Genomic DNA, 22,847 nt, shown 5'->3' with positions numbered 1-22,847 from the left:
ATACCGAATGCAGTCTTTGTATAAAGTAAAAGGTTGTATTAAAAATAAATGAACCTCCTGGGTATCGCTTAAATGAATAGTTGATTCCTTCAGGTATCTGAATGATGTTTCCATCGCACTGAATGAAACAGGCTGTATCATAAGTTTGATACAGCCTGTTTCATTCAGGTTCTTGATGGCGCAAGGAAGACCTTGATATAATCTTGATTTTTGTTGTTTTAGGAAACCAGATTCTAATTTTATTGCTTTACAGCCAGGTTTTAATTGTTATTGCTTTACAACCAGTCCTTCGCCTGGCACCCATTTATCATATTCCATATGTTTCGCAATCTGTACCGCCGCATCATGTCCGCGTAATTTCTCTACCAGGTGCAGCGCCCCATCTATACCAGCAGAAATTCCTGCGGTTGTTAATACATTTCCATCCTCTACAAAACGTTTATCAGCCAATACGGTGCTGTTAGGCAATGCTTTTCGCAGGTTTTCAATGCTGTTGTGGAAAGTGGTCACTGTTTTATGATCCAGGATACCGGCTTTGCCAAGGATAAAGGCACCGGTACATACGGACATAAAGTATTTGGTATTAGGAATCCGGGATTGAATCCATTTAATCACTTCCGGGTCATTAGCCGCTACATCATCATTGCCTCCAAAGGTGACAAAGATATCAGCAGGAGGGGCATTTTCAATACTGTAGGTAGGTAATACCCTGAGTACACCCTGGGCATGAAGCGGGTCTGTAGTCTTGGATACGATATAGATATTGCAGCCTGCATAGGAAAATACTTCCAGTGGGCCTGCAAAGTCCAGGACTTCAACGCCGTCATAGAGGTAGAAGCAGACGTTTAGTCTCTTGATTTCATCTCCTTTTTTAATCAACTTCATGCCACAGTGGGGACAGTTGCCGGGATTGGTGAAGGTGAGGGTGTCGCAGCTGGGGCCATTGCAGGGTGGGCAAATATAGGTTTGTGCACTGGCAAAGGCGGTCAGCATGGTAAAAAGCACGATTGAAATGATCCGTTTCATAATGGCGGTAAGTTTATGGGGCAAAGGTAGGAGGTGAATAAAGGAGGAAGAAGGACAAGGAAGGAAAGAATCGGGACATCTTTGACATCACCACCCACCTGATTACACCTTAGACGGCAACGCTCCCGTATGTTTTTTCACCATCGTCCTCAACTGCACCACACTTTTAAACCCACATTGCTGCGCCACAATCGTAACCTTGTTTTTCTCCTTTAATAAATTAACCGCCTTTTCCACCCTCAGTTTATCAATATACTGCCCAATAGTAATCCCGGTTGCAGCCTTAAACATCCTGGTCAGATTCCGTGATCCAGTATGCACCTGCGCTGCCAAAATATCAAGAGATAGCTTCTGGTCAAGATGATGAATGATAAAATCCTGTACCTGATGAATATGATTATTAATATGCCGGCGATATTGCAGATAGACGCTTTGCTGGGAATCATCGCCATCACGGCGAATATACACTACCAGCTCAGCAGCCAGTTGCCAGGCAAAAGCAGGACCATGGCGTTCTTCAATAATAAAAAGTGCCAGGTCGATACCTGTGGTGATGCCGGCGCTGGTGTAGATATTGCCACTTTTTACAAAGAGGCGGTTCGTGAAAACCTTTGTATCCGGATATTCCTCCTGGAGGCGTTGGGTATATTTCCAGTGGGTTGTACAACCATGTCCATTGAGAATACCGGCGGCGGCCAGGGCAAAAGAACCTGTACATACAGAGCAAAGGGTGGCGCCAGTATGAGCGATGTGGATCAACCAATCCCGGAGGCCATGATTGTCTGCCTGCAACTGAAACCCGGGAATAAAAATGATGTCATCCTGCCGGATCGTAATATCATGAATGTGCTGGAGCTGGCCAATCATCAAACCGGAAGAGCAGGCTTTTTCCGGTTGATCGGAGAGATAAATAATTTCATAGGGATGCCCATATTCTGTTGCCTCGTAGAACACCTGTACTGGTCCGGCGAGATCGAGAATATGTGTTTGACTGGCTATGAAAAATATGACCCTGTTGACCATCAGGGTAAAGGTAGCCGATTTTTGTTATAACTTAGAGTTATGAAAACTTTATATCCCTATTTGCTGGCGGCCATGGTGCTGATGATCGCCTGTAAAAAAACAAGATATTATTCGAGATCACAGATTGTTCCCAATATGCTGACGCCGGTGGATGTGAGTAAGAATATTGCGTTTTCGGCAAGTTTTACATTGGCATGGAATGAAATGAGGAAACAGGTAGGTGCGCCAATTAATAATAAGGCGAAGGCGGTGAAGTGGATGAATGATAGTCCGTTATCAGGGGATTTGTTAGGGCCTAAGGAGTATAAAAAGGATGTGAGGATAGATGGGGAGCAAATTACTTTACTGGTTAATTTTCAAAAAGATTTAGGGTTTGAAGTGCCAATGCAACCACTGCATCAGCCATTTAATTTTAATGGTAAGCCAGTGAAAGCCTTTGGTATGATAGATTATGATCCGGAAATTATTGGAGAAGCGCACCTTATTTATTATAGAGATGAAGATCATTTTGTGATGAATTTAGATTCAAAGGATAAGTCTTCCGATATGATATTGGCAAAGGGATTTAATAAGGGTGCTAACCTACATGTCATCCTGCAGCAGGTTCAGGGGGCTATCAGGAAGGGTACAAAGATTACGGAGTATGCTTCATTGCAGATACCGGTATTGAAATTTATGGAGGAAGAGCACTTTAAGGAACTGGAAGGAATCGATTTTAAGGCAAAAGGACAGCCCTATAAAATAAAAACTGCCCGTCAGAAGACCTCTTTTACATTGGATCAGGATGGCGCGAAAGTAGTTGATTCAGCAGAATTGACCGTAGCTGCGGCTGCATTGGATTCAGGAGAGGTGAAGCGTCCACCCAATCTTATTTTTGATAAACCATTTGTCGTGTTGTTGCAAAAGAAGAAATCCGCATTCCCTTATTTTATGTTGAAGGTGGAAAATGATGAAATCATGGATGCCAATAAGGAAGAGTAGTTTAGGGCAATAAATTACTGGATGGCCAATTTATGTAGGTGGGTACTAATAAAGAAAACTAGTTTACGTCAACAAATTAAGGCTGCAAATTTTATAATGGTGTATCCCAATAAAGAAGGTTGGTTTACGTCAACAAAATTAAGGCTGCAAATTTTATAATGGTGTATCCCAATAAAGAAGGTTGGTTTACGTCAACAAAATTAAGGCTGCAAATTTTATAATGGTGTATCCCAATAAAGAAGGTTGGTTTACGTCAACAAAATTAAGGCTGCAAATTTTATAATGGTGTATCCCAATAAAGAAGACTAGTTTACTTCAATCAATTAAGGCTGCAAATTTATGATGGTGTATCCCAATAAAGAAAACTAGTTTACGTCAAAAAATTAAGGATGCAAATTTTATAATGGTGTATCCCAATAAAGAAGGTTAGTGTACGTCAACAAATTAAGGATGCAAATTTTATAATGGTGTATCCCAATAAAGAAGGTTAGTGTACGTCAACAAATTAAGGTTGCAAATTTTATAATGGTGTATCCCAATAAAGAAGGTTAGTGTACGTCAAAAAATTAAGGCTGCAAATTTTATAATGGTGTATCCCAATAAAGAAGACTAGTTTACGTCAACAAATTAAGGCTGCAAATTTTATAATGATGTATCCCAATAAAGAAGCCTAGTTTACGTCAATAAATTAAAGGATACAAAAACAATGGTGATACTGATGCACACCAGAGCGGCCAGAAAGATATAATCAGCTGCCGTTTCCAGTTTTTCACTCCACTGTGGCCTGGAAGAACGCAGGGATAGGAAGGAAAACAGGCAGCTGGCCATCAGCAATATAGCTGCTACACCTGTTACATCATCAATCACCGTGACGTGGTTGAACCGCGCTACCTTGATAGATGTCAATACGATCAGGCAAAAGCCTAACAAATTCGTAGAGGTATTTAGTATATGTGGTGATTTCCGATCCTTAGTCATAACAGTAAATTACGACAAAATTAAGGGTATTGATAATCAATGCCCCCTATGTGGATTTTGTTTTCATAGATATTCTTTATATATTTGCACCATGTTTACTCATAACTCATATCGTACAGTAATAAGGGCAGTAATTGCCAGTACTTGTATCGTCTTTATTTAAGACGGGGAGGCAGCCTTGCACCCGGATATGTTGTATTATCTACTACACACTCCCACAATCGCTTTTATTGTTTTTCAAGTAAGCCTTGTCTCCCCCGTGAGTCAAATTAATCTTTTAGCAATTATATTATTTAATAGCATGATGCTCCTGACAATTAAATTATTGATTATCGTAATTACCAGACTAGTCCGGTAACAGGGAATGCATTTGCACATAGCAAGCGCCTCTCGTTACCAAACGGGAGGCGCTTTTTTTTATCATTTATTTTATGAAACGTTTATCTCAATATAGGAATATAGGAATCATGGCCCATGTCGATGCTGGTAAAACTACCGTCAATGAACGTATGTTGTACTACACGGGTTTGACGCATAAATTAGGTAGTGTCGATGAAGGGAATACTGTCATGGATAGTGATCCGCAGGAAGAAAAGCGTGGTATCACGATATCTTCTGCTGCCATTACTACTTATTGGAAAGATCATCAGATTAATCTGATTGATACCCCCGGTCACATTGACTTTACGGCGGAAGTAGAACGTTCGCTGCGTGTGTTGGATGGTGGTGTCGTGGTGTTCTGTGCGAAGTCCGGTGTACAACCACAATCTGAAACGGTGTGGAGACAAGCGGATAAGTATGGAGTGCCGAGAATAGTGCTCATCAATAAGATGGATAGACAGGGTGCGGACTACCAGCATGTAGTCCGGGAGATTAGAAATATGTTGCAGGCGAATGCTGTGCCGGTGCAGATACCAATTGGTGCAGAGGATAATTTTTCTGGTGTGATTGATCTGGTCACTATGCAGGCATATGTATGGAATGGTGATGATGGTAAACAATTTGTGGTTACTGAGATACCTGCTACTTTGCAACAGGCTGCCTTGCAAGCAAGGCAAACATTGCTGGAAGAGTTGTCATTGGTTGATGAGTACATCTTTGAAAAGTATACAGATGATCCGGCTAGTATAACGAATGAGGATTTGTATACTGCTATCAGAAAGGCGACACTGAGTCGTGTGTTGATACCTGTGCTGGCAGCGGCGGCGTATCGGAATAGAGGTGTACAGCCTTTGCTGGATGCGGTGGTGCGTTATTTGCCTTCTCCTGCGGACATCGAAAGCCCTTTGGCGGCGTTAGCATTCAAGATCATGGCAGATGAGTATGCCGGTAAGTTGACTTTGGTGAGAGTGTATACTGGTGCGTTGCGTACTGGTGACATGGTGTGGAATAGTCGTACAAATAAGAAAGTACGTGTCAGCAGATTGCTGCGTATCATGTCAGACAAGTTTGAAGCTGTGGAAGAAATTGGTGCTGGTGATATTGGGGCGGTAGTAGGTCTGAAAGAAGTGCGTACGGGTGATACGCTGTCTGATCCTGCACATCCTGTTTCTTTGGAAAGCATTCATTTTCCTGAGCCAATGATTGGTTATGCGGTGGAAGCGAAACAGGCGAAAGATGCGAACAGGTTGGGTGAAGTGCTGGCAAGATTGGTGGATGAAGATCCTACATTGCAGGTGAGTGTGGATGCGGCTTCCGGACAGACGATCCTGAAAGGTATGGGTGAGTTGCACCTGGAAGTGGTCCTTGAAAAGATAGCGACGAATTACCAGTTAGAAGTGAGTAAAGGTCAACCGCAGATTGCTTATAAGGAGGTGTTTACATCTTCAGTTATCCACAAGGAAGTGTATAAGAAGCAGAATGGTGGTAGTGGTAGTTTTGCGGTGATCCAGTTTGAACTAGGACCTCGTGAAGATGGGTTGGCTGGATTGGAGTTTGTGAATGAGATTAAGGGTGGTGCGATTCCCAGAGAATATATTCCTGCTGTGCAGAAAGGTTTTGAAGAGTCGATGAAGACGGGTGTATTAGCTGGGTATCCAATGCAGTCTATGAGAGTGCGGTTGTTGGATGGTGTGATTCATGATAATGATTCTCATGCATTGGATTTTGAACATGCTGCGATTATTGGTTTTAAGCGTGTGGCGGCGCAGGCCAGGCCAAGGTTGTTGGAGCCAGTGATGAGTGTGGAGGTGACTACGCCTGAGGAGTATACAGGTGTGGTGACGGGGGATATGAATAGAAGGCGCGGTATGATAAGGAATATGGAAATGAGAGGGAATGCGCAGGTGATTACTGCAGATGTACCGTTGGCAGAGTTGTTTGGGTATGTGGATACGTTGAGATCGTTGTGTGCGGGAAGGGCTGCTGTGTCGATTACGTTTGAAGGGTATGAGCTGGCGCCGGCTAGTGTGGTGGTGTGATGGGGAATGAATGCCGTAAATGACTTTATTTCTAGTGTCCCGCGAGTGTGGAGAGGTGATGGAATATCGTTCCGGATTATGGAAAATCCCGAAAAATCAGGAGGTCAGCCGAATCTTTTTGGCTGGCCTCTTGTATATTGAATATGAGGGTATTATATTTGTCTTCCTAGCTAGCCAACTTTTATTAGCATGATTGTTGTTTAATGTCAGCCAAATATATGCATTCTATGAAACGGTATATCTATGCTCTAATCCCTATATTGTATATACTTCCAGCCTGCCAACCGCATAAACAACCTATTGTCCATAATGATAGCACAATTACAGATACCATGGTAGCTGCAGATACTGCAGAGACTTATCCTGCTGTTGCACGTGCTGCATTTAATATGAGCAAGGTACCAAAGACGAATTTAGATTTGGGAGATTTCCCTTTTTTCCCAGCGCCGAAAGGGTATCAGTATAGGAATGTGAAGTGGAAGTATAGTGGTGAGGAATATTTTCTCGCTGATGGGAAGTTGATGCCGGTGGAAGGGAAGACGTTTAAGGCGGAGTTGGTGAGGGAGGAAAGTAGACCGGCCATGTTTAGTATTTCGAAGGTGGAGAAGAGTTATGATAAGATGATAGCGAGTGTGGGAGGCGTGAAGGTGAGTACGGATATACCGACGAAGGCAGAGATGGAGAGAGTGGGTGATGCGGAGATTTATGATAAGGAAAGAGGCTTTACTGTGGGATTTGGAGGGATTGAGTTGAATACGTATGTGTTGAGGAATAGAGGTGCAGAAGTGTGGGTACAGTTGAGTATGAATAATGTGTATGGGGCAATATGTATTATACAGAAAGGGGAATTTGTGAAGGGGATGAAAGAGGGCGATGTGAGTAGGGATTTGTCGGAGACGAGTAGGATTGAGTATAATGATTTGATGGTGGATAGCCAGGGGGTGGTACCGGAGGTGGATACGCTGTTGCAAAAATAGATGGGGGGATTGAGAAGAGAGGGGAGTAATGTTTTGATTGATAAAAAGTGTATAAAATAGTTTAGGTTATAGAAGAGCGCATTTGCCCGAAAGCAAATGCGCTCCTTTTAATATGGGTAAACTAATATTTCTTTCCCATTTGGTAATATGAACTTTCCCGGAGTGATTTTACCAGTCCAGAAATTAATAAACCCAAGTTCTACCTTAACCTGCTGGTCTTCAGGAATACCAAAGAACATGGTTCCTGTATTAGGTTCAGGATTTGAGTTCGGTTTAAGTTTTGAAATCTTTACTTCATTCATTTTATTGTTTTTTATTTATGACTTAAATAGAATATGACGCATATGATGAATGGGAATATGCAAAATATTGCATGTTTTAATGCTTTGTTGTAATATCCTTGTTTGCGTGTAACAACTTCACTATTGAAATCAATGGAGCCTTTTAATTCCTCTAAATACGAGTTTTTTATCTGTTGATTTATCCGCTCTTTTATATCATCTGTAAGCTCAGACTCATTAGAAAGGGTAGCTTCCAGTTCTGATCGCAATTCTCCGAAGTACTTTTTGGGTGCCCTGAGAAATGGAATGACGATTGGAAATAAAAATCGAATCGCATACACAAATGATATCAGGAAAAGAATCCCAAATAACATCAATGCTGTAAAATACCAGATATTAAATGGGAAGGAAAAAAAATCTTTGCATATTGAAACCAGAAATGCAGATATGCCTGTATAAATAATTAAAATATTTGATACCCGACTAATCGTTTTATCATATTCGGTTCTTATTGCTGTATCCCGTTTTTCATTTGCTTCTATGTAATGATCAAAATTGTAAAATGAGGTTGACATGTTGTGGATTTTGGTTTTTCTACAATGGAATTGTCTATCTAAAGCTAACGAATATAGGTTGAAAAATCACGCAATTAATTCAAAATTTTTCTCACTTTATAATGTGGTTTTTTAAATGATAATACGATTGTTATTTATAAAAAAAGCGTTACTCACTGCACGTGAGTAACGCTTTTTTTATAAGGTATATCGACTAATATTTATTTCTGCAAAACCATCATGTTGTTCATAATAAACGTTCCCTCTCCTTCTGCTACGATATTATATACAGGCTGCGTACCATTCGCTTTTTCTGTTTTATTTACCACTACATAAGTGAGTACCTGTTTACTTTGCTCATCTATACACAACAACTCTTCTCCATCACTCACCTCTCCCATCTTCTTCTTCCCTGCTGATGTTTGTATGGGATGATTTGGTGTTGCCTGTAATATTTTCCCGGAAATACTCACTACATGTGCATCCTGTGTATCATTCGCTACTATATGTACCGCCAGTAATTGCGTAATTGCATAATTCGCAGGTTGATGTACCACCAGTTCTTTTACTTTCATAATACTGGTCGTATGTGTCACCGCATCGAGACTAATGATTTTATCCCCGGGGAGAATGTTCTTCAGTGTCTTCTGCGAACCATCGGCCAGTGTCACCTGTTCATCTCCTGGAAAACAAATGTCGGTGCCATAGGTCGCGCCTTCTGCTTTTACATCTTTCCCCCCATTCATGGATTTATATAACTGGAAACTAAACTCGCGTGAGAGCACGTAGGATAATTTTAACACATAGTTTTTCTCTACTTTGTCTATCGCATGAATATCTTCAAAGTACTTATTCCAGATTTCAGGATTACTGTTGAACAAAGGCAATACCGCTGTGTACAAAGTGCCTTTCTCATTTGTGTAGAAAATAACAGTCCCAATATCCATCATACTGTCTTTGGCGACTAAGCGATAAAGGTCGATGCGCTTCTTCAATCCATCATCTCCCGTGATGATATATGGCTTGCGCATTTCATAACGATCCAGTACGTACGCGTTGTTGAACTTTACATACGTATCGTTATCCAGGTCTTTTACTGTAAATGTCTTTGCTTTGTCGTATTCGTCCGTGCGAATGGGTCTTGATTGTGCGAATGCTGTGTATATCCAACCAAAACAAAAATATAATAATAGTAGTGTGCGCATAATTCTATTTAAGATAATTCTTTAAAAGCAGCTGCAAATGCCTGCATTTCATCCAGACGGCCAATGCTGATCCTGCACCAATCCTCGTTATTTAGTTTCCAGTTGCGCAGCCCTACACCCCGTTTACCCATTTCTTCTACAAAACGCTGGCCTTCCATTTTTAATGGGAACATGACGAAATTGGTATGTGAAGGAATATATGTATAACCCTCTTTTTTCAGTGTTTCATACAAGAAGCTTTTACTGGCTTCCATTTTCTTTTTCACATCATCTATATAAGGCTTGTCATTATAACTTGCCAATGCAGCAGTTATAGCTGGTAATGACAATGCATATCCACCGGCAGCGGAATAATGGCCTAACAGATCGATCATAGCTGGTTGGGCAATGACGTAACCAATACGAAGTCCGGCCAGCCCATATACTTTTGAAAAGGTGCGCGCGATAATGAGATTCTGCCCTTTCTTTACACTTTCTATGAGTGTAGTAGCGGCTGGATCAGGGAGGTAATCAATGTAGGCCTCATCAACAAAGACGGGGACTTTTTTTGATACCCGCTCGCAGAAGTCTTTTAATTTTGCTACGTCTACAATAGTGCCCGTAGGGTTGTTGGGATTGCAGATGTAAACGAGTTTTGTGTCTTTATTTATCGCCTTTTCCATTGCATCCAGGTCATGGGTGTAATCTGCTTTTAACGGCACTTTGATCCAGGTGGCTTTTATTTTTTCGCAACGGGTAGGTAAGTCATCGTAAGTAGGGTCTGCACTCACGACATTTCCACCATTACTTAATAATGTAATAGCGGTACCTAATAATAAAGGAGAAGAACCCGCACTTGTCATGAGCATTTTCGCATCGAGACCTTCATAGGCGCAAATTTTTGCTTCCAGGTCTTTGAGTAGCATGAATGGATATTGATAGCCATTGTCCATACTGTCCATCATTGCTTTTTTAGCAACTGCCGAGGGGCCGAATGGGTTTTCATTGGCAAATAAGCGGGCTTTGAGTATGCCGGGAATGCGGGGCTCAATAGCAGCATCGGCATGTAAGCCCGTAAGAGGAGAGGCTGTTTCTGCAGAGAAACCGGTCAATGAGGTGGCAGTTAACCCGGAATGACCTAAAGCTGAAACAGGCGGTTCTAAAGTTGTAACAGCAGCCTCCGCTGGAGGCGCCGCCTGCAACCCCTGCAACACAGGTGGCAACATTGTCAATCCTCCGGTAAATAGCGCGGTGGCCTTTAACCAATCCCGCCTGTTAATTGATTTGTTGGTGGTACGCATCATCATAAGTTTTTAGATGTTGGTTGTAATAGGATAAGAGATCCGTTGTTCTGATACTCTCGCATGTAAATCCGTCACTGTCCTTCTTGCAGATTCTAACGCTCCTGCCATCCATGCATTCAGATAAGTAGTATGTTCGCCTGCAAAGTATACCCGCTTATCCGCCTGCAACAGGCTTTTATAATGTGATTGTCTGGTAGCGCTATTATACAAGGCCCATCCGCCCATGCTATAAGGCGTCTTATGCCAGCTCACTGAAAATGAACTTTCAAATTCTTTATCATATTGCGGATGTATCAACCTTCCCTTATCCATCGCTAATTTTTCCCTTTGCTGGTGCGACAGACTCCCTGTCTGTCTGGCTTTTTCATTAAAGTTGTAATATCCTAGCAGTATGCCTTTTTTCGATAGATAATCATAAGAGGGATAAAAGATCTGGGTGAGTTCATTGTTCGTATGTGTAATACCTCCGTAGATGTGTTCATCTTCTTCCCAGAATCTTCTTTTAAACTGCATCCCTATCTTGCCCGTGATCATATAAGGAATGTAATCTATCGCACGACTCACATCAGAAGAGAAGTTGTTATCTATATTACTCAGCACTGGTGTGGGAATCGTACAAATACAATAGTCGGCAACGATTTCTTTGGCGCCTTTCGCATCTTTATAACTAATCTTCACACCTTCTGCCTGGTTGTGAATTCCCGTTACTTCGCAACCAAAATGTATACATTGTCCTACCTTCTTCTCAAAGGCTTTTGGAATCTGGTCATTGCCGCCAATCGCCTGGAACATGGTCATCTGTAGTTCATATACATATTCAGATACATTGTAGAAGTCAGGATCAGCAAGACCGGAATTGATAATATCCGCCAGACTATGTGCTGGTGCGATTTTGCCGGGAAGTTCGCCAGCACCGGGTCCTTCGATGTACCCTCTTCTGTCGGAGGCTTTGTATAGTTTATCGATGTCCAGCCCTCCTTCTGCCCTTAGGTATTCCAATATTTTCTGGGTATCTTCAGTTGTAAGACCTGTGTCGAGTTTGTGCTGATCTATCGCTTTGGCAAGTAGTTCTGCAGTATACCCCCGGAGGTCGTTGTGAATTTCCCGGACCCGGATCTTCCTGTTGGAAAGCGCCCCTTTGCCTTCGGCGAAGAAATAGGCCGCTTCGTTGATGTTGTTATACACCTGGATCGGCACCTGCAACTCTCTACAGTAATGTAATGTCAATGCATGGTGATGCGGGATACGCGATGGCCCCGCATTGAAATAAAGCCCTTCGTCGAATGTAGCCGTTTGTACAGGAAGATCGGTTTCAGTATGGGTCGCTCCCTTTCGGATACTCCATACACGCCCTCCTGACCGCTGACGGGCTTCAAGAATGGTGCATTGATAGCCGAGTTTTAATAGTTCATAAGCCGCTGCCATTCCTGCAAGACCGGCGCCTAGAATGATAATGTGTTTGCCCTTGCCACTGCCATTGAGCGAAAAGGCATGCGCAGGCGCTTCCTGTAACATCCCTAAAGCCAGCATGGCCGGATAGGCGGCAGCCATTGTTCCTGTTCTGGTGAGGAACTCCCTTCTGGAAATTGACATTTTGGTTGATATATGGGTTGTTCTGGTAATACTTCCTTGCTGCTATTAAAATAAGAATAATTAGGGAGGATTTATAGTAACTTGATTGTATGATTTAAATTTATATATATGGTAGATGAGATTCTTGGTACCTGGGAAAATGACCTGGACGATGGGAGTGGTTTACATGGCATTTGGGGATGGGCTTATGAATTTAAAGCCGATGGGAGTGGCACTTATTATTCCTGGGATAAACAAACACTGACTCACCAGGACAAGTTTTCCTGGGAACGGATCGGTGATAAGGCTATTAGGAAGAAAGATACTGATGATTATCAATGGGAAACGATCGAATATTCTATTACAATTGTATCCGCACCTTATAGCGGCAGGTTGCGAAAACTGACTTATGGGGAGGTGGAATTGTTTCAATATGTAAAATAGAAACCTCCACTTGCGAAGACTTACAGAGGGGGGAAGAAATCCTTTCAATGCATAAAAACAAAACCTCCACCTGCGAGGGCTTACAGAGGGGGAAAGAAATCCTTTCAATGCATAAAAACAAAACCTCCACCTGCGAGGGCTTACAGAGGGGGAAAGAAATCCTTTCAATGCATAAAACAAAACCTCCACTTGCGAAGACTTACAGAGGGGGAAAGAAATCCTTTCAATGCATAAAATAAAACCTTCCACCTGCGAGGGCTTACTGAGGGGAATAGAAATCCTTTCAATATGTAAAGTACCCCCACCTGCGAAGGCTTATCGACCGTAAATGAAATCCTTTCAATACGTAAAGTAAACCTCGCCCCTGCCAACAGGCAAAAGGCGAGGTCTGTCAATTATTGCTTGATCAGTTTCAGGGTATTACTACCTGCTGAATTTTCTACTTTTATTAAATACAGTGATTGCGGCAAACTACTCACATCCACCGTCAACTGGTTATTACCTGCCGGCAACTCTTTATCCACTACTGTCTTTAACAATTGCCCATTCGAACTGTACATCCTAACCTGTACCCGATCTGTCTTTTCATTATAAAAACTAATAACAGCGGTCTGGGTAGCTGGATTAGGGTATACTCTTGTATCTGTCAATTCCAGTTTCGCCGGTGCGACTGCTCTTGCTGATGAGCTACAAGCACCTGCTGTCGGCGTTGTGCCTGTTACTTCCAACCAGTCTATCAATGCAAATTCTGTAGAAGAAAGTGTTTCTATTCTAATCGTATTCACACCCGCTGCCAATGTCGCTGTTACTGCTGCTGTCGTGGTCCATGCCGTCCAGCTACTGGTTTTGGGGAATGATACACTTGATACTGCGGTGCTGCCATTGACCAATAACTTTGCAGTAGTGGATACAGTCGTACCTCCATTCGAATACCGCCATACAAAAGAATAAGTTCCTGCTGCAGGCACGCTCACACTATAATTCACCCCTTTGCCACTTGCGTTACTCAGGTTGATATAATATCCGCCATCTGCACCTGAATAAGTATTTTGCCTGCTACCATCTGCACTACAATATCCACCGGTACTTGTTGCAGCATCGTCAATATGCAGGGTGGCACCTCCACCGGTACTGGTGCTGTTGAAACTGGCGGTTACTGATAAGTTTGAAGTGACAGTTACTGTAGTCGTAGTAGATGTGCCACTCGCACTACCTCCCCAGCTACTAAATGTATACCCACTGGCAGGTGTCGCCGTCAGTGTTACGACTGTGCCTGAAGTGTATGAGCTTCCACCTGGACTCAGGGTAACTGTACCCCCTGCTGATGGAGATACTGTTACACTCACCGTATAAGTAGAAGGATTGGTACTACCACCGGATTCACGTGCGCCAATATCAGGTGCTGAACCGGAATAGGTAATGCCTGTAGTAGTTACACCTTTGTCTATCAAATCACTACCACTTGCCAGTGCGAGGAAGGTGCCAAAGTTTGGACTACCATCACTGTTTTTAGTTACCGAAGGGGAAAGACTCTGGAAGTCGGCACTGCTTACTACCAGGCCGCCTGTGTTAGAGCTGGCGCCACTCTTCCACCATACGTTCGTTGGCGTTACATCTGTACCATTGGTGGCGTCAGATGCACCTGCATTGTAAGAAAGGTTGTTTTTGAAAGTAGCTGTACTACCCGTGCGGAAGTTGAAGTTAGATTCCGCATTGTTGTAACTGGTGTTGTTAGTCATTTCGATCGCACCTGGGTTGTTGTTGTCCGTAAAGCCATGGTGGCCATTGTTGAAAGATACACAACGACGCACGATATGTGCTACTGCAATACCGCTGCCACCTAATTTAAATCCATTCTTATCACCATCGCCGGAGGTATTGCCGCTACTCAGTGTTCCATTTCCATAAGCGACACAGTTGATAAGCGTAACAGGGCCAATAGGGCCTGTGTCATCTTTTGCATAGAGATCGTATCCATCATCAATGTTGTTGTGAGAGATACAGCCATTGAATACATTGCCTGTGCCACAGGTGAGTTTAGCGGCAAATCCATCGGCGTCTTCATTGTCAGGGTCCTGGTTGTCGTACGCTTCGCAATTGAGGATGGTGTTGTTCGTCGGCCATGAAGCCAGGGTAGTGTTTGAAGTCACATAGCGACTCAATTGCAGACCGCTGTCGTGGTTACCTTTAAAGATACATTTTTCGATGATGTTGCTATTGCCCGCCAACAGCATACCATTGTCACCAGCACCCTGGATGGTGATGCCTGTCCAATGCCAGTAGTCGCCATCGAGGATGACGCCACGATTGGCATCGGCAATCGCCATGCCTGAAAAATCTAATACAGGGGTTTCGCCAGTATAGGCAACGACACTCTTGTACGCGGAAGCAGTACCATTGTTACTGGCAGTGATAATTACGGAGGCTGATAAACTATAGGTGCCTCCTCTTAAGTAAATAGTGCTGCCGGCGGTTACAGTTGCCAGTGCGTTGGCAAGTGTAGTCGGGGCACTGATGCTGGTACCGGTGTTCGAGGCAGATCCGCTGGGGGAAACATAGAGGGTTTGCGCATAGGAGAGGTTAGCTCCTGCCAAACATAGCAGCGCTAGTAAAAGTGTTTTCATAACGGAGAGTTATTTTACCTGAATTTACATGGATTTGTTTGGCAGGTGATCAGGTATGGGGAGATATATTTACGCAAACGTTTGCGGGGAAAGGGTTTTCGATGATAACCAGGGCGCAGTGAGATGCGGGTATTGCATTGAGCGATAAGGGCATGAAAAGGAAGCATTCATCTGCATGAAGTGAAAAATCATGGATATGCAATAGGTGATTTCAAAAAAAATGGGCGTAAATAGGCAGTGTTAAAAATCCAATAGCCTCCTGTGATAATTTACCTGGCCTAAATGGTACATTAAATGTCCGCTTAAGTGTACTAAAAAATGCCCTGTGTATATTGGTCCGCCAAATACTTCTATCGGGTATAATGCTTCTACCTGTTCGGGTGTCAGTTCATCCATTACTTTATCTATCACCACAATTGTATCCTCAATCATTTTAATCAATGTAGTTCTCGCTACATCTTTCTGAGAAAATTCCAATTCACGGTTACGGACATACCCTGTGTTCCCCAGGTGTAAACCTATATATGTATTCAGATTGCCAACCAGGTGCAATGCGAGGTTCCCCGCACTATTACTGATCCCTATCTCTGTATACCAGATTTTACTTTCATTAGTATATTGCGATAGTTCCTGAACCAATTTTTCAAGGTCTCTGCGAAACAGGGCTTTAAGAGTAGTCGTGAGCATATGTATTATGTATTATCAAAATGAAATTAATACTTTTGCCTGAATAAGCTAGATTCATGTATAAAAACCTTCTTTTTATCCTTCTTGCAGGTGTAGTCGCATGCAACTCTGCTGGAGAAAAATCAGCCAATAGCCCGGATTCGTTTTTAAGTTATTCAGCAAAAGTCGATACCGGCATTATGACTGAAGGCGCGCCTCCTGTAAATCCGGAAGCTGTACCTGATACAGTCAGGGTTGAAGGTGATTTTAATGGAGATGGAAATTGGGATTCGGCATATGGCGTATTGTACAGAAAAGCAATGGAAAAAGAAGGTCAGGATGAGTATGTGATCCGGTTTTCAAATCCGGATATCAAACCTTTGGTAAAAGGTTTTGGGGAAATCAGGTTGATTAATGAAGGGGATTTAAATAGTGATGGCAGGGATGATATTTCTGTATACCAGGCCCCTTTGCATGGCTGTACTTATGTGATGAGTAGTTGGGCGTTTACGAAGAATGGATGGAAACAGGTAACAGATCCATGGCTGGTGTATAACGGGTGTAATTATTTAAGTGATGAGGATTTGCAGAACAGGATTGTGTTAGAAGATGGGATAGTATATTATTATCAGGAAGATCCGAATGATGAGCACCTGACATTAGTTAAGAAAGAAATGGTGATAAAATAAAAGACGGGTGCCCGTCTTTTATTTGTTTCGACCTTTTTCTCCCGGGTAAAAAACATAGGCGGGTTCACTCTGCCAATACTCTTTTGTATCGATATCCATGGCAGAGATCCTTCCCATAAATGCCGCGCCTGTATCCACATTCCACACATTGCAGGCATTCATTGGTGTGGTGATATCATAATTCACCGTGGGAGTATGGCCAATGAAAATCTCTTTAAATAATAATAATCTTTTCGGGTAAAGTATTGAATCTTTTTTGATCCGCGTATCCATACACAGCGCCATTTCCCACAGTGAGCGGTCCCAGTAAAAGTTTGTATCGTAATGTTCTTTCTCAGGACCATGCATACTTGCAAAACCAGCATGCAGGAATAACCTGTTCTGATCATCTATATAATAAAGGGTCAGCCTTTGCAACCATTCCAGGTGTACTAACCTACGTTCAGGAGATACATTTTCATAGCTGGCGATTGTTTGTTTGCCACCATTCCTGTACCACACAGGGTCTGGTTCTTCCCCATTCAGCCAGCGTTCGCACCAGGCATCGTGATTTCCTTTGATGACAAGGCAGTCATATTTTTCCTGGAGCACCATCAGGTATTCAATCACCTGTGCGGATTGCGACCATCCATCTACATAGTCGCCCAGGAATATAAGTCTGTCCGTCGGTTGCAACAGGAGTTGACCTAGCAGTTGTTCCAATGCTTTCAATGCACCATGAATATCTCCAATTACAAACGTCCGGGTCATTAGATATTGAATTTGACCTGCAAGTTAGTAATCAGTTCTTCAATTCTATCCTTTCCTGCTAAAATGTTTAACCATTCAGCTGGAATTTCTTCCCAACCGTAGTGCATGCCAGCGAGTCCACCCGTCACTGCTGCGGTAGTATCGGTGTCATTGCCGAGATTGACAGCGGTAAGCACAGCCTCTGCATATGTCTTTGTATGGATGAGTATCCAGATAGCAGCTTCGAGTGTGCGTACCACATAGCCGGTACCGTGAATCTCACTGATCGGTTTATCTACCAGGGAGCCGGAAAGCGTAGGTGCCAATATGCCCTGTTCTTTCTCGTCGGGTAAATTATTCTCTTTGAAGTATTTGTTTACTGCAGTGATGGCATTGAGATAGGCATCTTTAGGTGGCTCGCCATTCATAATAAGGAGAGCGATTTCCAGGTAAATAAAGCAACAGAAAATGGAACGAATATGACGGTGGGTAAGACTCGATACATCCCGTACATGACAATAGCGGTCATGAATATCCAGGTCCTTTATATAAAATAAGAGGGGAAGCATACGCATGAGAGAGCCATTGCCATTACTATCTTCTTCGTTACCTCCTGCAGTGGTGGGAGGAGCACCTTGTGACAAATAATATATAGCGGTATGCGTGGCGTTACCTACGTCAAAGACTTTGCCGTGAGCCGTCCAATAGCCATGGTAGCGCCAGTTGACAAAGCGGTTCGCCAGGTCCTGGAGGTCATATCCTTTCACGAGTGTTTCTGCAAGACAGAAAGTGAGCGAACTATCGTCGGACCATGTACCTGCGGGTTGGCCGTGTGTGCCAAATTCCCGCATATGGGTGACAGGGAATTTTTCAAGTGTGTCGCGTGACTGGAATTCAACGGGTACGCCCAGGGCATCGCCGACAGCGAGGCCCAGAAGGGCGTTTTTAATGTGAGCACTCATTGTGAAATGTATTTAGCCGGTACATGGTCCGTCAACCATACACCATTAGCAGATATAAAAAATGGGATGCCGTCTCTGTGCATGTCACCGCTCCGGATTGTTAAAATAACAGGTACACCTCTGCGGCTGCCTACTTTGGTGGCAGTGGTTTTGTCGATACTGAGGTGAACGTGTTGACGGCTCATTTTTTTAATGCCGGTTTTCAGGATTTCGTTCACGAAGGCGCCGGTGGTACCGTGATAAAGGAACTCCGGTGGCGTGGTGACAGGCAGTTCAAGGTCTACCTGAACAGAATGTCCCTGGTTGGCTCTTATTTTAGAATGGTCTTCATTAAAAGCAAAGCGTTGTTTATCGCTTTCGGCCACGATAGTTTCGAGTTCTTCCCTGGTAATGTGTTTACGGCGTGCGGCGAGGGCAAGCAGGGTCTCTACATCTGCCCAGCCGTTGTTATCGAGTTGCAGTCCGATGAGCTCCGGTTGATGGCGGAGGATGAGACTGAGAAATTTGGATGTTTCTTTTTGATTCATGGTATTATTATTTAAGTAGATCCCGCACGGCCATGAGTGCATAGCCGAGGAGATTCTGTCCCCGCCATTTTTCAGGGTATGGGGCGTTTACATTTGTAGCGGCCATGCCGATGCCCCAGATTCTATCCATGGGACTGGCTTCGACGATCACTTCATGGCCTGTGTCGAGCAGGAATGCTTTGAGATCCGGGTGTTGGGAGAATTTGTGAAAATTCCCCTGGGTCACGATCTCTCTTTTGGCAGCATCCCATTTAGCAGGGTCGAAGTTGGCTACTTTTCTTCCGAGTGCTTTTACTGAAGCAGGGGAAGGGGTGTTGAGTATTTGTTTTTCAATTTCAGTATCACCGAATAGGGTGGCTTTGCCAGCCATCATCCAGTGTTCGGCGGTGGGGTATGTCTTTTCATCTACGGTAAAAGGGGCATGCCACCATTGGCTGAAACAGGATTTGGTAATACTGCCATCTTTGGAGGGTTGGTGGCCCCAGAAGAAGCAGAGGGTTGGGGTTGGTTTTTGGGCGATGAGCCAATTGTTGTCGTATGTCATCTTAGTAAAATTTTGAAAGGGTGTGTGGGCTTAACCAAAACTCAGGTGAATACTTTTTAGTTCCTTATTAAATTGATAGAGGTCGGGGTGGCGGTTGTGCAATCCTTCTCTCTTATTGCCTGTATTAATAATGTATCCGGCATCGAGAATTTTGCGGCGAAAGTTCCTTCTGTCAATGTTGATATCCAGGATGCATTCATACAGTTCGTGCAGTTCCGGCATGGTAAAGAGGTCGTTGAGCAGTTCGAAGCCTACAGGGTAATAGAGTATTTGGTGCTGTAGTCTTTTCAAAGCATCGGCGGCGATGATATCATGGTCAAAGCCGAGGGGTGGTAACTCTTTCACATTGAACCATTTCACATCATTGGCCATCGTACCTGCGGTGATAGCGAATCGCGCGGGGTTGACCAGGGCATAGTGGGCAACAGCGATGGCGCGGCCTCTTGGGTCACGGTCGGGTTCGTCGTAGGTGCAGAGTTGCTCGAGATAGAGGTCGTCCATACCTAGTTTGGTTTTCAGAATGCGGGCACAGGTGTCACGGAGCCGTTCTTCCATGAGGAGAAAGGCGCCGGGGAGTACCCATTGATCTTTGAAAGGCGCAGTATTCCTGTTTAGCAGCAGGATGGAAAGGGTGCCTTGTTGATAACCAAACACAACGAGATCCGCTGCCAGCGATGGGTTTCTATAACTATGAAATGATGGCATGTGGCCTTTGTGTTATTTTGACGCAAAGGTAGGGTGAGATTTTGATATAGAGAAATTATTTTATGGAAGGGCGTTTTTAAAGAGGGTATAAAATACACTTATTGAAATGAAGAATTCCTGGTTGGGTGCATGCGGTGGCATTGCCGTGAAGCTCAATATTATTCCGTTTTAGCCGTGAAGGCCCGACATAAAAAGTTAAAAATAATTATTGCCGGGTACTGCGGCAGCATTGCAGCAGACTCTTATATCTTCGTTATATTGTTTTACGGCCTTGATCATCCATATTTTAAAGTACGTACCCAGTTTTGTTAACCCTGTCACCCGCAAAATGTAAACCCATGACTCAAAATTTAAAATTATCGTTAATGACACTGGCTGTTGTAATTGGTGCCGGTTCCGCTATTGCCAGCTCTCTCACTAAAGATCACCGTGAGGAAACTCAATATTACAAGTACGGTAACAATTATTACGAAGCAGGTATAGAAGGTTATGACTACGAATGCCAATTCGATCACTTTGGTACCTGTACGTACTATTATGATGCTGCTACCGGCACTTACAAATCCAGCAAGGCTGGCAAGATCGTTTGGATCAGATGATTTAATTACTGTAACCTATATGACAGCTAGCGAAATTGATATGTAAGTAGCATTACCGATGACTTATATATCTGGTGGGCTATGCCTTATGGTGTAGCTCGCCTTCCATTGATTTGTTGACCCCATATTTTGCGTATTTCTACGTTGTGAAAACAGGTGTTTTTCTGCTTGTGGGCAAGAGGTAATTCCATGACTTTTGTGCGGTAAACAATTGTTATTAAAAACCTCAAACCCCAAAAGATGAAACGCACACTATTAGCGGGTGTAGCTGGATTAGCTGCACTGACTTTGTTTTCCTGCACAAAAGAGAAAGCTTCACTGCGTCCGGATTCGGAATTGGCTGTGGCTGCTGCCGCAGGCAGTGATGAGATGGATGCCATATTGAAAGACCTTTCACCGGAGACCTATTTGCTTACATTTGACGGATTACCGGGAAATAATTACATCACCAAAGCAACTTATGGAGGTCTATCCGATGAAACCCAATTCGGCGTTGGCGGTATTCCTATCCCTTATTTAGAGAGGATTGGGTATACCAAGGCACCGTTTAAGAAGATCTGGATAAAGACGTGTCCTACCATGATTCCCTATTTGGATATAGCTAAAAGAGCGGCTGCGTTAATACAAAAAGTTGATAGTAAGACTTTTGCTGATCTGACGATTACGGAATTGTCTACTAAGCAGCAGGTGTTGGCGACAAAGACGTTTTTGACAGCAGCGGGCAGGTTGCAACCGGATGTGGTAGATACGAAGGTATTGGCGAAGTCTCCGTTGGAGCAATTTAGGTTATCAATACCACAGGGTACGGCGCTGCCTTATTTTACGAGAGGATTTTATGGATTGGGAGATATTACACAGGTGCCAGGCGCAGGGAGTAAGCTGACGATTTATACCAGTTTGAGATGGGAGGATATTTTGAGGAGAAAGTTCCCGAATATGATTGGCTGTTTTGATCCGCAGGTGTTGAAAGATATCAGGGCGAATTTTGTTTTGCTCGATAGAGGGTTTGAGAAGTTGAATGTGGAGGAGGTAGCTGGAGGAGCGATATTGGGGATTAATTAGTTCATCAATGATGAATGGTCGGGAATAAATTGGTATAGATCGAAGTTGAGTGGGGATGGGGTGCCTGAAGAAGCATGAATATTTGGTTTGAGTGGATTCGTTGCTTTGATGTAATTGGACTTATTGAGGAGATTGACTGTATTGAGGTAACTGATTTTATTGTGTTGATTGGTTGTATAGAAACACTTTGGGCCAGCTTTTTTCATTAACCCCTTTAAGCTGTTGTTGTTGATGTCGGCCTTTGATTAACCCCTATTACATTTTTGGCCCTTCATCCATTTATTACTACTTAACCCGGGGCCAGCTGGAAATCTTACACGCTGTTTTCAGCTGGCTCCTTCTTTTAACTTTTTTCCTGCTTCATTTTAACCTTTTTTATGATAACGTGGAAGCATATTTGTTGGATGAGCATCGCGCTGTTCCACTTGACGGTTGCTGCTTTGCATGCAGCTCATTTTAAGGAGTGGACAAAGCATGCTACCTGGTTATCCAGGTATGGCGACTTTACAGGTGCGGGGAACATTTTTAGTTTTTTCGCTCCGCATATTGGAAATGAAATTGCGGTATTGTATACAGTGGCGGATGGAAAATCTCAGCATGTGATGAGATTGGAAGGCCAGAATACCGAGTGTAACAGACGGATACAGACGATCTATAATTTTTTCAGTATTGAGGAAGCGCAGCCTTTACTGGCGCGGAGTTGTGCGGCATATGTGTTGAAAGAATGTGCTGATGGAACGATGGTGAGGGTGACGGTGATTAGTAAACTGGTGCCGGAGATGAAGGATTTTAGAGAAGGGGTGCCGCCAAAGTGGGAGGCGTTTTTGGTGAAAGATTATAGGAAGAACAGTCAATAATTAAACATGTCGGGTAGGAGGATTAGGGATGGCCTGATGATTTTTTGAAGGTTGCCAAAAGGTTTTCTGAAGATTCCTTAAAGATTTCTTAAAGGCTTTTTAAAGGTATCCTGAAGGTTTTCTGAAGATTCCTTAAAGG

General features: G+C 43.3%; 23 protein-coding genes. 8 read left to right on the top strand and 15 right to left on the bottom strand.

The genetic code is table 11. From position 1 onward, the window contains the following. Nucleotides 1–267 precede the first annotated feature (267 nt). Nucleotides 268–1,026, bottom strand: coding sequence for a DJ-1/PfpI family protein (locus tag SIO70_RS01175; protein ID WP_320578681.1), 759 nt, complete (start codon nt 1,024–1,026; stop codon nt 268–270). Between the two features lie 102 nt (nt 1,027–1,128). Further along, nucleotides 1,129–2,049 carry a GlxA family transcriptional regulator gene (locus SIO70_RS01170; RefSeq protein WP_320578679.1) on the bottom strand — a complete coding sequence of 307 codons (921 nt, stop codon included), beginning with the start codon at nt 2,047–2,049 and terminating at the stop codon, nt 1,129–1,131. Nucleotides 2,050–2,088: 39 nt separating this feature from the next. On the opposite strand from SIO70_RS01170, the gene SIO70_RS01165 reads away from it, so the two are divergent. Then, on the top strand, nt 2,089–3,030 hold the full coding sequence (locus tag SIO70_RS01165; protein ID WP_320578677.1) for a hypothetical protein: 942 nt from the start codon (nt 2,089–2,091) through the stop codon (nt 3,028–3,030). 675 nt (nt 3,031–3,705) lie between these two features. Here the strand turns inward: SIO70_RS01165 and SIO70_RS01160 are convergent. Continuing rightward, the gene (locus SIO70_RS01160; protein WP_320578675.1) at nt 3,706–4,008 is read right to left on the bottom strand and encodes a hypothetical protein; all 303 of its coding nucleotides are present in this window, start codon (nt 4,006–4,008) and stop codon (nt 3,706–3,708) included. Between the two features lie 431 nt (nt 4,009–4,439). Here SIO70_RS01160 and fusA point away from each other — a divergent pair, with 431 nt between their 5' ends. After that, a complete protein-coding gene (fusA, locus tag SIO70_RS01155) occupies nt 4,440–6,428 on the top strand; it encodes an elongation factor G (protein ID WP_320578673.1) in 1,989 nt (662 codons plus the stop codon). Between the two features lie 227 nt (nt 6,429–6,655). Continuing rightward, the gene (locus SIO70_RS01150; protein ID WP_320578671.1) at nt 6,656–7,405 is read left to right on the top strand and encodes a hypothetical protein; all 750 of its coding nucleotides are present in this window, start codon (nt 6,656–6,658) and stop codon (nt 7,403–7,405) included. Nucleotides 7,406–7,512: 107 nt separating this feature from the next. Here the strand turns inward: SIO70_RS01150 and SIO70_RS01145 are convergent, their stop codons facing one another. The 5 genes from SIO70_RS01145 to SIO70_RS01125 form a co-directional block, all read right to left on the bottom strand. Further along, the gene (locus SIO70_RS01145) at nt 7,513–7,707 is read right to left on the bottom strand and encodes a hypothetical protein (RefSeq protein WP_320578670.1); all 195 of its coding nucleotides are present in this window, start codon (nt 7,705–7,707) and stop codon (nt 7,513–7,515) included. Between the two features lie 11 nt (nt 7,708–7,718). Beyond that, the gene (locus SIO70_RS01140) at nt 7,719–8,261 is read right to left on the bottom strand and encodes a hypothetical protein (RefSeq protein WP_320578667.1); all 543 of its coding nucleotides are present in this window, start codon (nt 8,259–8,261) and stop codon (nt 7,719–7,721) included. A gap of 200 nt (nt 8,262–8,461) precedes the next feature. After that, nucleotides 8,462–9,445: a Hint domain-containing protein gene (locus tag SIO70_RS01135; RefSeq protein WP_320578665.1), complete on the bottom strand. Its 984-nt coding sequence runs from the start codon at nt 9,443–9,445 to the stop codon at nt 8,462–8,464. 8 nt (nt 9,446–9,453) lie between these two features. Beyond that, nucleotides 9,454–10,731 (bottom strand): histidinol-phosphate transaminase, encoded by a 1,278-nt coding sequence (locus SIO70_RS01130; RefSeq protein WP_320578663.1) that lies wholly within the window; start codon nt 10,729–10,731, stop codon nt 9,454–9,456. A gap of 6 nt (nt 10,732–10,737) precedes the next feature. Beyond that, nucleotides 10,738–12,321, bottom strand: coding sequence for a flavin monoamine oxidase family protein (locus tag SIO70_RS01125; RefSeq protein WP_320578661.1), 1,584 nt, complete (start codon nt 12,319–12,321; stop codon nt 10,738–10,740). Between the two features lie 108 nt (nt 12,322–12,429). On the opposite strand from SIO70_RS01125, the gene SIO70_RS01120 reads away from it, so the two are divergent. Next, complete coding sequence (locus SIO70_RS01120; protein WP_320578659.1) at nt 12,430–12,744, top strand: hypothetical protein; 315 nt, start codon at nt 12,430–12,432, stop codon at nt 12,742–12,744. A gap of 395 nt (nt 12,745–13,139) precedes the next feature. Here SIO70_RS01120 and SIO70_RS01115 read toward each other — a convergent pair whose 3' ends face one another. Further along, entirely contained in the window at nt 13,140–15,368 is a 2,229-nt protein-coding gene (locus SIO70_RS01115) for an InlB B-repeat-containing protein (RefSeq protein ID WP_320578656.1), read from the bottom strand. 240 nt (nt 15,369–15,608) lie between these two features. Then, on the bottom strand, nt 15,609–16,055 hold the full coding sequence (locus SIO70_RS01110) for a DUF1572 family protein (RefSeq protein WP_320578655.1): 447 nt from the start codon (nt 16,053–16,055) through the stop codon (nt 15,609–15,611). A gap of 56 nt (nt 16,056–16,111) precedes the next feature. On the opposite strand from SIO70_RS01110, the gene SIO70_RS01105 reads away from it, so the two are divergent. Further along, nucleotides 16,112–16,723, top strand: a complete 612-nt coding sequence (locus tag SIO70_RS01105) for a hypothetical protein (protein ID WP_320578653.1) — start codon at nt 16,112–16,114, stop codon at nt 16,721–16,723. 18 nt (nt 16,724–16,741) lie between these two features. On the opposite strand, the gene SIO70_RS01100 is transcribed toward SIO70_RS01105, so the two are convergent. The 5 genes from SIO70_RS01100 to SIO70_RS01080 are packed head-to-tail and all read right to left on the bottom strand — an operon-like array spanning nt 16,742 to nt 20,190. Then, nucleotides 16,742–17,473, bottom strand: coding sequence for a metallophosphoesterase (locus SIO70_RS01100; RefSeq protein ID WP_320578651.1), 732 nt, complete (start codon nt 17,471–17,473; stop codon nt 16,742–16,744). Further along, nucleotides 17,473–18,414: an ADP-ribosylglycohydrolase family protein gene (locus tag SIO70_RS01095; protein ID WP_320578649.1), complete on the bottom strand. Its 942-nt coding sequence runs from the start codon at nt 18,412–18,414 to the stop codon at nt 17,473–17,475. Before SIO70_RS01095 ends, SIO70_RS01100 begins: the two co-directional genes overlap by 1 nt. Then, a complete protein-coding gene (locus tag SIO70_RS01090) occupies nt 18,411–18,941 on the bottom strand; it encodes an RNA 2'-phosphotransferase (RefSeq protein ID WP_320578647.1) in 531 nt (176 codons plus the stop codon). The genes SIO70_RS01095 and SIO70_RS01090 overlap by 4 nt, the downstream gene beginning before the upstream one ends. Nucleotides 18,942–18,948: 7 nt before the next feature. Further along, nucleotides 18,949–19,485 (bottom strand): NADAR family protein, encoded by a 537-nt coding sequence (locus SIO70_RS01085; RefSeq protein ID WP_320578645.1) that lies wholly within the window; start codon nt 19,483–19,485, stop codon nt 18,949–18,951. 30 nt (nt 19,486–19,515) lie between these two features. Further along, nucleotides 19,516–20,190, bottom strand: coding sequence for an NUDIX hydrolase (locus SIO70_RS01080; RefSeq protein ID WP_320578644.1), 675 nt, complete (start codon nt 20,188–20,190; stop codon nt 19,516–19,518). Between the two features lie 338 nt (nt 20,191–20,528). Here SIO70_RS01080 and SIO70_RS01075 point away from each other — a divergent pair, with 338 nt between their 5' ends. From SIO70_RS01075 to SIO70_RS01065, 3 genes are all read left to right on the top strand, one after another. Then, entirely contained in the window at nt 20,529–20,789 is a 261-nt protein-coding gene (locus tag SIO70_RS01075; RefSeq protein ID WP_320578642.1) for a hypothetical protein, read from the top strand. A gap of 240 nt (nt 20,790–21,029) precedes the next feature. Further along, nucleotides 21,030–21,851, top strand: a complete 822-nt coding sequence (locus tag SIO70_RS01070; protein WP_320578639.1) for a hypothetical protein — start codon at nt 21,030–21,032, stop codon at nt 21,849–21,851. A 377-nt stretch (nt 21,852–22,228) separates the two neighbouring features. Then, complete coding sequence (locus tag SIO70_RS01065) at nt 22,229–22,708, top strand: hypothetical protein (RefSeq protein WP_320578637.1); 480 nt, start codon at nt 22,229–22,231, stop codon at nt 22,706–22,708. Nucleotides 22,709–22,847: the final 139 nt, after the last annotated feature.

The sequence above is a fragment of the Chitinophaga sancti genome, from assembly GCF_034087045.1.
GTDB classification, from domain to species: domain Bacteria; phylum Bacteroidota; class Bacteroidia; order Chitinophagales; family Chitinophagaceae; genus Chitinophaga; species Chitinophaga sancti_B.
The sequence above is the reverse complement of the archived record's forward strand: the minus strand, read 5'-3'. Positions and strand labels throughout refer to the sequence as shown.

Bases quoted from the DNA above. Each gene is read 5' to 3' on its own strand.
- SIO70_RS01175 (WP_320578681.1), bottom strand. From the start codon at position 1,026: ATGAAACGGATCATTTCAATCGTGCTTTTTACCATGCTGACCGCCTTT.
- SIO70_RS01170 (WP_320578679.1), bottom strand. From the start codon at position 2,049: ATGGTCAACAGGGTCATATTTTTCATAGCCAGTCAAACACATATTCTC.
- SIO70_RS01165 (WP_320578677.1), top strand. From the start codon at position 2,089: ATGAAAACTTTATATCCCTATTTGCTGGCGGCCATGGTGCTGATGATC.
- SIO70_RS01160 (WP_320578675.1), bottom strand. From the start codon at position 4,008: ATGACTAAGGATCGGAAATCACCACATATACTAAATACCTCTACGAAT.
- fusA (WP_320578673.1), top strand. From the start codon at position 4,440: ATGAAACGTTTATCTCAATATAGGAATATAGGAATCATGGCCCATGTC.
- SIO70_RS01150 (WP_320578671.1), top strand. From the start codon at position 6,656: ATGAAACGGTATATCTATGCTCTAATCCCTATATTGTATATACTTCCA.
- SIO70_RS01145 (WP_320578670.1), bottom strand. From the start codon at position 7,707: ATGAATGAAGTAAAGATTTCAAAACTTAAACCGAACTCAAATCCTGAA.
- SIO70_RS01140 (WP_320578667.1), bottom strand. From the start codon at position 8,261: ATGTCAACCTCATTTTACAATTTTGATCATTACATAGAAGCAAATGAA.
- SIO70_RS01135 (WP_320578665.1), bottom strand. From the start codon at position 9,445: ATGCGCACACTACTATTATTATATTTTTGTTTTGGTTGGATATACACA.
- SIO70_RS01130 (WP_320578663.1), bottom strand. From the start codon at position 10,731: ATGATGATGCGTACCACCAACAAATCAATTAACAGGCGGGATTGGTTA.
- SIO70_RS01125 (WP_320578661.1), bottom strand. From the start codon at position 12,321: ATGTCAATTTCCAGAAGGGAGTTCCTCACCAGAACAGGAACAATGGCT.
- SIO70_RS01120 (WP_320578659.1), top strand. From the start codon at position 12,430: ATGGTAGATGAGATTCTTGGTACCTGGGAAAATGACCTGGACGATGGG.
- SIO70_RS01115 (WP_320578656.1), bottom strand. From the start codon at position 15,368: ATGAAAACACTTTTACTAGCGCTGCTATGTTTGGCAGGAGCTAACCTC.
- SIO70_RS01110 (WP_320578655.1), bottom strand. From the start codon at position 16,055: ATGCTCACGACTACTCTTAAAGCCCTGTTTCGCAGAGACCTTGAAAAA.
- SIO70_RS01105 (WP_320578653.1), top strand. From the start codon at position 16,112: ATGTATAAAAACCTTCTTTTTATCCTTCTTGCAGGTGTAGTCGCATGC.
- SIO70_RS01100 (WP_320578651.1), bottom strand. From the start codon at position 17,473: ATGACCCGGACGTTTGTAATTGGAGATATTCATGGTGCATTGAAAGCA.
- SIO70_RS01095 (WP_320578649.1), bottom strand. From the start codon at position 18,414: ATGAGTGCTCACATTAAAAACGCCCTTCTGGGCCTCGCTGTCGGCGAT.
- SIO70_RS01090 (WP_320578647.1), bottom strand. From the start codon at position 18,941: ATGAATCAAAAAGAAACATCCAAATTTCTCAGTCTCATCCTCCGCCAT.
- SIO70_RS01085 (WP_320578645.1), bottom strand. From the start codon at position 19,485: ATGACATACGACAACAATTGGCTCATCGCCCAAAAACCAACCCCAACC.
- SIO70_RS01080 (WP_320578644.1), bottom strand. From the start codon at position 20,190: ATGCCATCATTTCATAGTTATAGAAACCCATCGCTGGCAGCGGATCTC.
- SIO70_RS01075 (WP_320578642.1), top strand. From the start codon at position 20,529: ATGACTCAAAATTTAAAATTATCGTTAATGACACTGGCTGTTGTAATT.
- SIO70_RS01070 (WP_320578639.1), top strand. From the start codon at position 21,030: ATGAAACGCACACTATTAGCGGGTGTAGCTGGATTAGCTGCACTGACT.
- SIO70_RS01065 (WP_320578637.1), top strand. From the start codon at position 22,229: ATGATAACGTGGAAGCATATTTGTTGGATGAGCATCGCGCTGTTCCAC.